Source organism: Enterobacter sp. T2 (assembly GCF_010692925.1).
In the GTDB taxonomy this organism is placed as follows: domain Bacteria; phylum Pseudomonadota; class Gammaproteobacteria; order Enterobacterales; family Enterobacteriaceae; genus Enterobacter; species Enterobacter kobei.
This window is the reverse complement of the sequence record NZ_CP048736.1, coordinates 3668895-3680865: the sequence shown is the minus strand read 5'-3', so window position 1 is coordinate 3680865 and position 11971 is coordinate 3668895. Positions and strand designations below refer to the sequence as shown.

Sequence of the window (11971 nt, the reverse complement as noted above, 5' to 3'; positions counted from 1 at the left end):
TATTATTAATCCCCGGGCGCTGTGCGCCCGGGTTAGTACTACAGCTGTTATGTGGTAATGATGTGTTGCTGGTTAACGAGCTCGTCGTAGGTGGTTTGAACGCCATCAAGCGTCACGAGCGTGGTATTAGTGTAGGTGCTCCCTGCACCGTCACGGTCGATGGAGATCACGGTATTACCATTACTATTAGTGACATGGAGGTAGTTCCCGAGCGTGGAGGCGCTACCGTTCCAGCCCACCAGCAGGTCGCTAATGTCGATTTTATCCCCCTGCGCCAGCGAGAAGCCGGTCCAGTGGTCGCCCGCGGTGCTGCTGACGTTCCCCCCCGTGGCATTCCCTACCGTATTGTTCAGCACCTGGTAAATCAGCGTGTCGCCGTAGGCGGTGCCGGTAATGACGTCGTTGTGTTCAGAGCTGATGAACTGCGGCGCCATGTTGATGGTCAGCGAGGCGCTGTCCGTCTTCCCGGTGGCATCGGTCAGGGTGTAGTTGAAGGTCTCCTTCGAGGTCATGGATGAGAGCGATACCCCGCTGTTAAGGGTATAGGTGTAATGCCCGTCAGCGGCAATCGCCAGGGTGCCGTAATGGCCGGTGATATTGACGGTTGAGCTGCCGGTGTACGGATCCAGCGTGGTGGTCACGCCGTTGTAGCCGGTAATACTGACGCGTGTATCCACCGAGTGGAGCTGATCCAGCACGCCGCCCGAGTCGGTGCCGTCAAAGATATTGCCGTTGACGGTGTGAGTGCCCGTGGCGTCAAAATCAGTCAGCGAGTAAGTGGTGCCGTTGACGCTTGGGGTAATGGTAATGTTCCCGACGCTCAGCCCCGGTACGCTACCGGTATAGCTCAGCGTGTAGGTCCCGGCGTTGAGATCCAGCCCGGTCAGCGGAACGTCAATACTGCCGTTCAGTAACGAAATGCCGCCGAAGGAGCCGCTGCGGATCACGCCCGAGCCGTCGCTGATTGTCCAGTTCACCGTCAGTCCGCCCAGCGACAGCAGCGAGGCCACGTTAAAGTGCAGCGAGGCGTTATGCAGCGCGGTGTTTGGATCCACCACAAAAGTTCCGCTGCCGCTACCCTGGGTTGACGAGAGCAAGGCCGTCGTCCAGCTTGCCGTACCCACGGTGGTATCGGAGTACGCTGACGTATGGTGTACTGACGTTACATCCATCACGGCGCTAACATCGTTCACCGCATTCATCGGCTGGGCGGTTGGAGTGATGTTGAGCGATGCCGTGTCTTTCGTGCCGTCTGGCGCGGTGACGGTATAGACGAAGGTATCCGGCGTGCTGATATGGTCCACACCGACACCACTCCTCAGGGTATAGGTGTACTGACCGGATGAATTAATGGTCAGCGTGCCGTATTCCCCCTGAATGGTGGTGGTGCCAGTGCCGTTGACCGCCACGCCGTTCACTTCGGTAACCAGCGTGCCTGCTGGAACCGGGTCATTCGCCAGCACGTCGCCCGTGGTCGTCTCGCTGATACTCGATACGCTGTAGACATGATCCTGCAGAACGCTCAGCGTGTAGGCCGTCAGGGCGGTGATCCCGGACGCGGTATTCAGCAGGAACAGGTACTCCCCGGCAGGCAATTGCAGCGTTAGCTGCGGTGACGTGCCGCCCAGCAGCGGGGCACGCAGCCAGCCCGACTCGACGCGTACCTGCTCGAAAGTCTGGGTGGCGTTGTTAAATTTATAGACGTACAAATCAAACACCGACGCCAGCGCCACGCCGCCCACGGAGGCCTGGATGGTCATGGTGCGAGTGGTGCCTTCCTCCACGTTATAGATAATGGGGTTGGTCATATCGTCCAGCAGGTTAAGCCCCAGCGTGTTGCCGAGATTGATACCCACCAGGGTAAAGCCGCCCTGAGACGAGGTGCCGTTATTGATTTCACTCACGGTGGTGTCAAAGGTCAGCGAGGCGGTATCGTCCGCCGCCACAATTCCGTTGACCGTTCCGGCTCCCAGAGACAGCACTAGGTTTGCTGACGCGCTGACGCCGTTATGGGTGATGGTGTAGGTGAAGCTCTCTGTCCGGCCAATGACCGCCGCGCTGGTGTCGGTCAGGGTGTAGGTGTAGCTGCCGTCGCGGTTAATGGTCAGCGTACCGTATTGACCCTGGATCACCGTGCCGTCTGCATTGACGCTGGTGGTGACACCCTGCGCGTTAGTGACGGCGGAGATCGTGGTTCCGGCCGGGGCGTTGTCGCTGCCAGCGGTCGGGTCTGTATCCAGAATCACGTTCCCGTTGAGGCTGGTATCGCCCGTGACCGTACCCGGACCGGTCTCTTTCACCGCCACGTCGAGGCTGGTGTAGGAGCCGGTCGCCAGCAGGTTGGTGTTATAGCTGAGCACACGGTAGTTGCCGTCAGCCAGCCCGGTCAGGTTCAGCGATACGCCGGTTGCGCCCAGAGTCAGCAGATCAGCAAACTGCGGCTGTCCGGTATCCACCACGGTGGTCCAGGCGCCGTTGACGTAGTGCTGCACCACCAGCTCAAGGGTGTTAAGCAGAGAGAGCACAGCCCCCGTGGCGTTGGCGTTCACCACGATATCCGCGCTCCCGCCGTTGCCCACCGTGAAGTTCACCTGCGCGGTGTCGTTCCCGAGCAGCGTCAGGACGTTGCCCACGGCGCCGACCAGCAGGAAGCCGTAGTCGCTGTACTGGCTGTTGGTGACGGTGGCCGTGGTACTGAGATCCAACTCTTCGACGTTATTGCTGGCGGAGAGCGGCACCACCGGCGCGAGCGCCGAGCCGGGCAGCGAGGTGTTGCCCGCCGCGTCGGTGGCGGTGATCTGCAGCGTCTGGCCTTCGGTCTGTTTGTTGGTAAAGGTGTAGCTGTAGGTACCGTTGGTGCCCGCAATGGCGGTTACCGTTGAGCCGTCCGCAAGGCGGATACTGACGGTGCTGCCGGCTTCCGCATTCCCGGTCAGCACGCTACCGTCGGCGTTGAAGGTCCCGGTAGGGGCCGTTGGGGCGGTCACGTCGACGATAACGGTTGTCGAGAGCGAGATCGGGCTGGTGCCGGCTGAGTTGGTTGCCGTGGCAGTAAAAGCGTGCGATCCCTCGCTTAATGCCGGGGTCGTAAAACTCCAGTTACCGCTGGCATCCGCCACTACCGTACCCATCGACACGCCGTTGTTATACAGCGTGACGGTGGCGTTCGGCTGTACGGTGCCGCTCAGGGTTGGCGTGGTGTCATCGGTGGTTTTACCGTTGGTCAGCCCTCCGGTAACGCTACCGACGTTATCGTCAATGTTGGCGATAACCGGCGCGTTCGGAATGTTGGTTGATGGCGCAACCACCGAGGCGCTGACGCTGGCGTTACCTGCCTTATCGGTCGCGTAGACCAGCAGCGCTTCACCGTTGGTCTGCGCCGTGGTGAGGGTAGCGCTAAAGTTGCCGTTACCGTCCGCCGTCGCGGTACCGAGCACCGTTCCGGTACCGCTGGTGATAGTGACGGTGCTGCCCGCTTCCGCGGTACCGGTGACCTGGGTTCCGTTAGCGATCACCTGCAGGCTGGTTGGCGCGCCCGGTGCCGTCAGGTCAACCAGGATTGTAGTCACGGTTGATGGCGCGCTGGTATTGCCCGCGGCATCGGTGGCGGTGGCGGTGAAGCTGTGCGAACCTTCCGTCAGCGTGGTGGTGGTTTGCGCCAGCGTCCAGTTGCCGTTGGCATCGGCGGTGATCGTGCCAACCAGCGTGCTACCGTCGTAGATACGCACCGTCGCATTGGCTTCGGCGGTACCGCTCAACGCTGGTCGGGTGTCGTTGGTCGGGTTATTGCCCGTCACCGGCCCGGTAACGCTGCCCACGTCGTCTACAATCGCGCTGATGACCGGTGCGGCTGGCGCGGTGGCATCCACGTTGATCACATACCCGGTGGTGGGTGCGCTGGCGTTGCCCGCCGCATCGGTGGCGGTAAACGTCAGGCTGTGTTGACCATCGCTGAGCGCTGGGGATGGAGTAAAGCTCCAGTTACCGCCGGCGGCGACAACGCTGCCAATCTGCACGCCGTTATCGAAGATTTTCACCGTCGCGCCCGCTTCCGCCGTCCCGGTGAGGGTTGGCTGCGCGTCGTTGGTCAATCCGCCATTGGCGACAGGCGTGGCGGCATTCCCGACGTCATCCACAATGCTGCTCAGCACCGGCTGCGCAGGCGGCGTGGTGTCGATGGTCAGGTTGAAGGTCGCTGACGGCGCGCTGGTGTTACCTGCCGCATCCGTCGCTTGAGCCGTAAAGCTATGTAGACCGGTTGCCAGCGAGGTGGTCAGCAGAATGCTCCAGTTTCCGCTGGCATCCGCGGTATCGGTGCCCACCAGCGTCGTTCCTTCATAAATGTTCACCGTGGCAAACGGCTCGCTGGTACCAACGAGACGCGGAAGGGTGTCGTCGGTGCTTTGTCCAGAGCTGACAGGGCCGATGATCGTGCCCACGTCATCAACCGCCTGGCTGATAACCGGCGCGTTAGGCGCAGTGGTATCCACCACCAGCGTAAAGTCAGGCGATGCGGGGCTGACGTTGCCCGCCGCATCGGTGGCCGTGACGGACCAGGTGTGGCTACCATTCGCCAGCGCTGTGGACGGGGTAAAGCTCCACGCGCCGCTGCCGTCAGCCTGGGCGGTGCCGACCTGCTGCCCGTCCTGATAGACAGTGATGGTCGCGTTGGCCGCGGCTGTGCCGCTAAGGGTTGGGGTGGTGTCGTCCGTACTCTGCCCGGAGGAGAGCGGTGTCTGAACGCTGCCCACGTTATCGCTCGCGGTCAAAATGGACGGCGCTGTCGGTGCGGAGGTATCCACCGTCAGGTTAATTGGTGCCGACGTGCTGCCGGTATTGCCTGCAGTATCGGTGGCGTTGAAGGTGATGGCATGTGGCCCTTCCGTGAGCGCGGTACCCGGGGTGAAGGTCCAGTTCCCTTGAGCGTTGACGACCGCGGTACCAATCTCGCTGCCATCCACAATGATGTGCACCGTGGAACCGACTTCGCCCGTGCCGTTGAAGGTGGGTTTTGTGTCGTTGGTGCTGTTGCCGCTGGTGAGCGTCCCGGTGACCGGACCGACATCGTCAATCACGCTGGTGACCACCGGCGCGGAAGGACCTGCGGTATCAACCGTGAAGACGAAGACCGGCGAGTTGGCTGAGACGTTACCGGCGGCATCGCTGGCGTTGATGCGAATGTTATAGCTGCCATCTCCCAGCGCCGGATTAGGGGTAAAGCTCCAGTTGCCGTTACTGTCTACCGGTGCGGTACCGATTTCCACGCCATTGTTCAGGATGTGGATGGTACTGCCGACAGCGCCTGTCCCGCTGAGCGTTGGCGTGGTGTCATTGGTGACCTGGCCGGTGGTGAGATTACCGACAATCCCGCCCGCCACGTTGTCGCTGACGGTTTCCAGCACGGGGACCGTTGGCGCCGTCAGGTCAACCACCACGCTCCAGGCGTTTGACGACAGGCTGACGTTACCCTGCGGATCGGTGGCCTTGACGGTGAAGCTGTGTGGCCCTTCAACGAGGGCGGTCTCAGGCGTAAAGCTCCACGCGCCGGTACCGTCCGCCGTGACGATGCCAAGCTGCGTATTGCCATCAAAGATCGTCACCACGCTGTTCGCTTCCGCCGTACCGGAGAGGGTAGGCGTTGCGTCGTTGGTAGTATTGCCGCTGACCACGGTCGTGGCGGTATTGCCGACATCATCGGTGACGTTAACAATCTCCGGGGTGGTGGAGCTGGTGTCAACCACGATGGTGAAGCCTGCCGATGGTGCACTCTGGTTGCCCGCCGGATCGGTTTCACGGATGGTCAGGACGTTATTGCCCTCCGCCAGCGCGGACGGCGTGAAGCTCCAGTTACCCGTCTGGCCGACCACGGTGGTGCCCAGCAGGGTGCCGTTGCTGTAAATGGAGATAGTATCGCCCGCCGTGCCGCTACCGGTCAGGGTTGGGCGGTTGTCATTGGTGGTCTGCCCGTCCGTGAGTGGGCCGGTGCCCGGGCCGACATCATCAATAACTGCGCCAATGGCAGGCGCGTCAGGGGCGGTGAGATCAACAGTGACGGTCGCCACCGGCGAACGTCCGCTGGTTTCGCCATTCAGCGTGGCGGTGACCTCAAAGGTGTGCGCTCCTTCACCCAGCGGCAGAGCTGGCGTATAGCTCCAGTTGCCGTTTGCATCGGCGGTCACGGTTGGCAGCAGAACCTGCACGCCATCCTGATAGACAGTGATTATGCTGCCTGGCTCTGCCGTCCCGACAAGGGTCGGCGTCGTGTCGTTGGTAGTTTTGTCTTTCACATCGCCCGTGACCGGGGTCGTATCGTCGTTGATGACCGTAATGACGGGCACGTCCGGGAGGTTCGGCTGCGTACCGGTGACGGTATAGGAGGCTTCAGGGCTGAGATTCCCTGCGGCATCCGTGGCGGTGATGGTCAGCGCCGCGCCGTCCTGCTGGGCCGGGCTGAGCGCCACGGAGAAGTTGCCGCCGGAGACCACCCCGGTACCGATCATGTTACCGCTGGCGTCTTTGACGATAATGGTGGCGCCCTCTTCGCCGGTACCGGTCAGCGGCGTCCCCTGTGCGGCCACGCTGATATTGTCCGGCGCTGCCGGAAGCACGGTATCCACCGTGACGGCAAGCGGCGCAGAGTCTCCGGAAGCGTTACCTGCCGGGTCGACCGACGAGACGGTGAAGCTGTGTGGGCCTTCCGCCAGCGTGGTGTCGGCGGCCCAGCTCCAGGTACCATCCGACTGGACGGTGACCTGTACTGTGGATGGCGTACCGTCCACGCTGACAATCACGGTGGAACCCGGCTCGCCGGTGCCGTTGAGGGTTGGTGTACCGTCGCGGGTGTAGAGCGTCCCGTTGGTGAGCTGGCTGTCTTCAACGCTGTTAATCAGCGGGATCTCAGGATCAGTGGTATCGACGGTGACGGTATAGACCGGGCTGAGTGTGCTGAGGTTACCCGCTGCGTCAACTGCCGCAACGGTGATGTTCAGCGGGCCATCCGTCTGTGTGGGCAGGGTCAAAGACCATTCGCCGTTAACCACAACCACGCTTCCAAGCTCGACGCCGTTGTTATAGACGATCACCGTTTCACCCGTCACACCGGTTCCGCCGACGGTTGGTGTGGTATCTGTAGTAAAACCGCCATTCGGCTCACCGGCGACGGCGCTAATCACCGGGGTATCCGGTGCGATGGTATCGACGGTGATGGTGATCCCCGTAGAAGGGTCAGAGACGTTACCCGCCTCGTCGGTGGCGGTAGCGGTAAATTCGTGGCTGCCCTCGTCAATGGCGCTTTCAGGACGCCAGCTCCAGTTGCCGTTGCCGTCTACCGTGACATTACCCACGGCGGTTGGCGTGCCGCCATCAACGCTGTCGTAAATGGTAATCACGTCATTCGGCGTGCCGGTCCCACTCAGTACCGGACGCGGATCGTTGATGGTTTCGCCATCGGCAACCGGGCCGGTTATCTGGCTGACGCTGTCGGTAATGACCGGGACCGCGGGCGCAGCCGGCGCGTCGGTGTCGATGGTGATAGTCACCGGCTGGGACGGGGCGCTTTCGTTGCCCGCGCCGTCCTTGTTGGTGACGGTCAGGGTAATGTCATAGGTGCCGTTGGGCAGGTCGGTGGATGGCGTCCAGCTCCAGTTGCCGTCGCCGCCCACCACGGCGTCACCGATTTTGTCGGTGCCGTTGTAAATCGTCACCGTATCGCCCGGATTACCGGTACCGCTCAGCGTCGGCGTGGTATCACGGGTGGTTTCCCCCGGGTTCAGCGACGTGGGTGCTGAGCCATCCGGGTTTACGGTGATGGCTGGCGTGTCCGGTGTGGCCGGTGCGACGGTATCAATCACCAGCTCGAACGGATCCGAAATCGAGGTATTCCCGGCGGCATCTGTGGCATGGATCGTCAGCGAATGCGGGCCGTCGGTGAGCGGCGTGGTAGGGGTAAAGCTCCAGCCGCCGCTGCCGTCGAGCGTTGCGGTACCGAGCAGCGTGGTGCCGTCATACACGGTGATGACCGTGCCATCCGGGGCGCTCCCCTGAAGTAATGGCTGGGTGTCATCCGTGGTATCGCCGCTGCTGAGCGGGCCTTTAACGTCTCCGACGTCGTCGGTGACGGTTGCCAGCGTCGCGACCGGCGGTGGGGTGGTATCAACGGTAAAGGTAAATCCACCGGATACCGGGCTGGTGTTACCGGCGACGTCGGTGGCGATCGCGGTCAGGGTATGCGTGCCGTCGCCAACCGGCGTGGTGGGCGTAAAGGTCCACGCGCCGCTGCTACCGACCACCGCGGTGCCAATATCGACGCCATCCAGACGGATGGTGATCGTTGAGCCGGGTTCACCGGTACCGTTGAGCGTCGGCGTTGCGTCATTGGTGGTGTCGTTGACACCCACCGGGCCGGTGCCCCCAGGGACATTATCGACAAGCTGGGTGATGGCGGGCGCATCAGGCGCCGTTCCGTCAATGGTAATGGTCCAGGCGTTTGAAACGTTACCGTTGCTTGATGTCGCCGTCAGTACATGGGCACCTTCGGCCAGCGGGGTGGATGGCGTAAAGGTCCACTGGCCAGATGATGGAACAACAACCGTGCCGAGGACGTCGCCGCCGCTATGGATGGTGATGGTCGAGCCTGGCTCCGCCGTGCCGTTCAGGGTAGGGGTGCGGTCATTGGTAATCCCATTCTGGCTGATGGGGCCTGTGACGCCGGGTTGATCATCCACCACAGAGAGGATATCGGGTGTTGTGTCCGGTGCGGTGAGGGACGCAGCCGGACTCTGGTTGCCCGCCGCGTCAGTGGCTACCACCGAAAGCTGCTCGCCGTTTGTTTGTGCAGGCGAAAGGGTCGCAACAAAGTTACCGTTGCCGTCAGTGGTGGCGCGGCCAATCACGTCGCCGTTGCTGTTGGTGATGACGATTTTGCTGCCTGGCTCGGCGGTGCCGGTAACCTGGGTTCCCACCGGGTTAATGGCAATAACGGGCAGCGCCGGTGGCGTGGTATCCACGGTAAAGTTCACCGGCTGCGATTCTGCGCTCTGGTTGCCCGCCGCATCGGTTTGTTTAATGGTGATTGAGTGCGGGCCTTCCGCGAGCGGGTTGTCTGGCCTGAGACTCCAGGTGCCGTTTGGCAGCACGGTGGTTTGCCCAATTAGCACACCATTGTCATAGACCTGGATTGTGCCGCCAGGCTCTCCCCGTCCCGCCAGCAGTGGTTCAGAGGAGTCGGTGAACTGGCCTGCGGTAATTGCGCCTTTAATGGCCCCGGTCTCATCGCTCAGTACAATCGCCGTGGGCGTTGCCGGAGGGGTGAGATCCACGGTGAGGGTGAATACCGGAGAGGCGGGTCCGGTGTTGCCAGCGGCATCGGTTGCCCGAACGGTGAACTGGTGGGTGCTTTCACCAAGATTGACCGATGGCGTGAAGGTCCACGTGCCGTTGCTGCCGGTGACCGCCGTGCCAATAGCGACAGAGCCGTCATAGATGGTTACGGTGGAGCCTGGTTCGGCGGTACCCGAGAGCTGAGGACGCGGATCGTTAGTGCTGCCTCCGCTGCTTACTGTTCCTTTGCCGGGATCAATATCGTCCGTTGCGCTGCTAATGGTGGGCGCGCCGGGCGCAACCGTATCGACAACAAAACTGACGGCAGCGGATGCCGGGCTGGTATTGCCTGCCGCATCGGTCGCGGTTGTGGTAATGGTGTGGCTGCCGTTGGCGAGATCGGTGGTGGGGGTAAAGCTCCAGCTACCTTTAGCATCCACCGTGGTGGTGCCAATCTGCTTGCCGTTATCGTAGAGAGTGATGGTGCTGCCTGGCTCGCCGATACCGCTGAAGGTCGGGCGGGCATCATCGGTGCGCTGGCCGTTTTCCAGCGGGCCCGCTTTGTCGCCGGCATCGTCATTTACCAGCAGGATGTCCGGGGCATCCGGCGCGGTGGTGTCCGGAGCGGTTACGGTCGTGCCCGGGCTGGTATTCCCGGAGGAATCCGTCGCGGTGGCGGTAATTTGTTCGCCGTTAGTCAGCGGCGTCCCCAGGTCGATGGTGAATTTACCGTCGCTGCCGGTTTTACCGGTGCCGATGACGTTGCCGTCGGCGTCTTTCAGCGTGATGGTACTGCCCGGTTCGGCGGTACCGGAGACGGTTTTACCATCCGGCGAGAACTGAAGGCCGGATGGCGCATTCGGAGGAGTGGTATCCGGATCGGAAGGGTTTGTCGGCGTGCCGGGGTTGCTGCCGTTGTCATCATCGTCACCCCCCCGCCACCACCGGAGCTTGCCGCCGCCGCGATGCCGCCTGCGGCAACAATACCGCCCAGCGCCCATGGCCAGATGGCCGCGCCACCGGTATCACTTCCGGATGCCGCTAGCAGCACGTCTGTCGACGCGATAGATTCATACGTGGCGGCCCCGGCAGTATCTTCTATCCACCATAACGCACCGTCGCTGTCCTGGAGTACCAGCTGGCTTACGCCCTGCGCGTCCGTGACGTAGAAATTTTTAAGGGTTATTACTTCCCCTGAGTGCAGTGTCACCACCAGATCGTTACCACTTCGCGCGAAATGGGAGACATCAGCTCGCTCTACATGAAGCTCAACGATAGAGGAATGGCTCAGCGTAACCTGTGTGCCTTCCGTCGTAGTTTCCACGCCAGTAAGTTTTGATATAACAGAGATTTGGCTCATTTCGTTATGACTCCAGCAGAGTTACCGTGAACGGCGAGCAAGACGAGCCATCTCTGTAGAAGGTAAAGGGCGCCCCCGGCGGAGTGACTGTTAATTAAACAGTCCTCACCGTCTTTTTTAGAGCGAACGATGCCCGCCAGAATTCAGAGTGGCAACATCAGAGCGAATCTAATTACATATGAAAGAAATACGTTTTATTTGTGTTTTGCGTCTTTTAAAACCCTGTAATTAATAGAGGAATTCGTTTTGAGGAGATAAAAATGATATAGCCAGAAAACTCTGAATGTGCAAATTAAGCTTGCGTAAATAAAGGGGTAAACAATGAAGAGGGCATTAATGTATTGATGGTGTTTATTGATGTGTTTTTCTATCGTTATGTTTTTAATGTCTTTTTATTTTCCGTGTGTTGTGACTTAGTCATCCTGAAGATGCAGTGTAATTATTGGTGGGAGATGTTTTAAATATAATTTAAATTGTGATTATTTAATCGTGCTTAATGTGTGTTTAAGTTAGGGTAACGTTTTTGATATAAGATATATTATATCACCGGTGTAATAAAATATATTCTTATAGGGGGTTAAAACTCTGCTAGCGGTTGCAGGATAATAATAATGGGAAGATAGATATAAAATAACCTGATTTATTTTCAATGTGATTACGTCGCAGGCATGATTTTCTGGACGGTAAAAAATCGCGGAAGAATGAATAAAAACCGCCGGTCGGGCGTTTACTGACGTCACTCCCTTCTAACCCAGGAGCTTTATATGAACACGACCTCGTTTCGCCTGATCCCGGTGCTGATTTTTTCCCTGCTGTCTCCGCTGGCGCTGGCAATGGGCGATAATAGTACCGAGAGCAAAACGCCCGACTGTCCTTCCGGACAGGTGTATGACAGCGCCACCCAGAAATGCGTGCCGGACAAGAGCAGCAGCCTCAGCGATCAGGACAAAACCAACTATGCGTACCATCTCGCGAAGAAAGGGGAGTACCAGGCGGCGCTGAATCTGCTTGATTCACTGAAAAATAGCAATACGGCTGAAGCGTGGAACTATCGCGGGTTCGCCACGCGCAAACTTGGCCGTACGGACGAAGGCATTGGTTACTACCAGCGCGCGCTGGCTATCGCACCGGATTATGCCAAAGCCCGGGAGTATCTCGGTGAAGCGTGGATGGTAAAAGGACGACCCGATCTCGCGAAAGAACAACTGAAGGTGATTGCCGGTATTTGTGGCCAGTCCTGCGAGGAGTATCGCGACCTGCAGGCCGCCATCAACGGACATCCGGAATCCTGAT

General features: G+C 60.0%; 2 protein-coding genes and 1 pseudogene. 1 reads left to right on the top strand and 2 read right to left on the bottom strand.

The features are described from left to right. Positions 1-47 precede the first annotated feature (47 nt). A complete protein-coding gene (locus G0034_RS17625) occupies positions 48-10319 on the bottom strand; it encodes a BapA/Bap/LapF family large adhesin (protein WP_502706668.1) in 10272 nt (3423 codons plus the stop codon). 53 nt (positions 10320-10372) lie between these two features. Then, positions 10373-10678 (bottom strand): annotated as a pseudogene (locus G0034_RS23690) (BapA/Bap/LapF family prefix-like domain-containing protein); the annotation flags it as partial. Positions 10679-11442: 764 nt separating this feature from the next. Between G0034_RS23690 and G0034_RS17620 the strand changes: the two are divergent. After that, positions 11443-11970 carry a tetratricopeptide repeat protein gene (locus G0034_RS17620; RefSeq protein WP_014884932.1) on the top strand — a complete coding sequence of 176 codons (528 nt, stop codon included), beginning with the start codon at positions 11443-11445 and terminating at the stop codon, positions 11968-11970. Position 11971 lies beyond the last annotated feature (1 nt).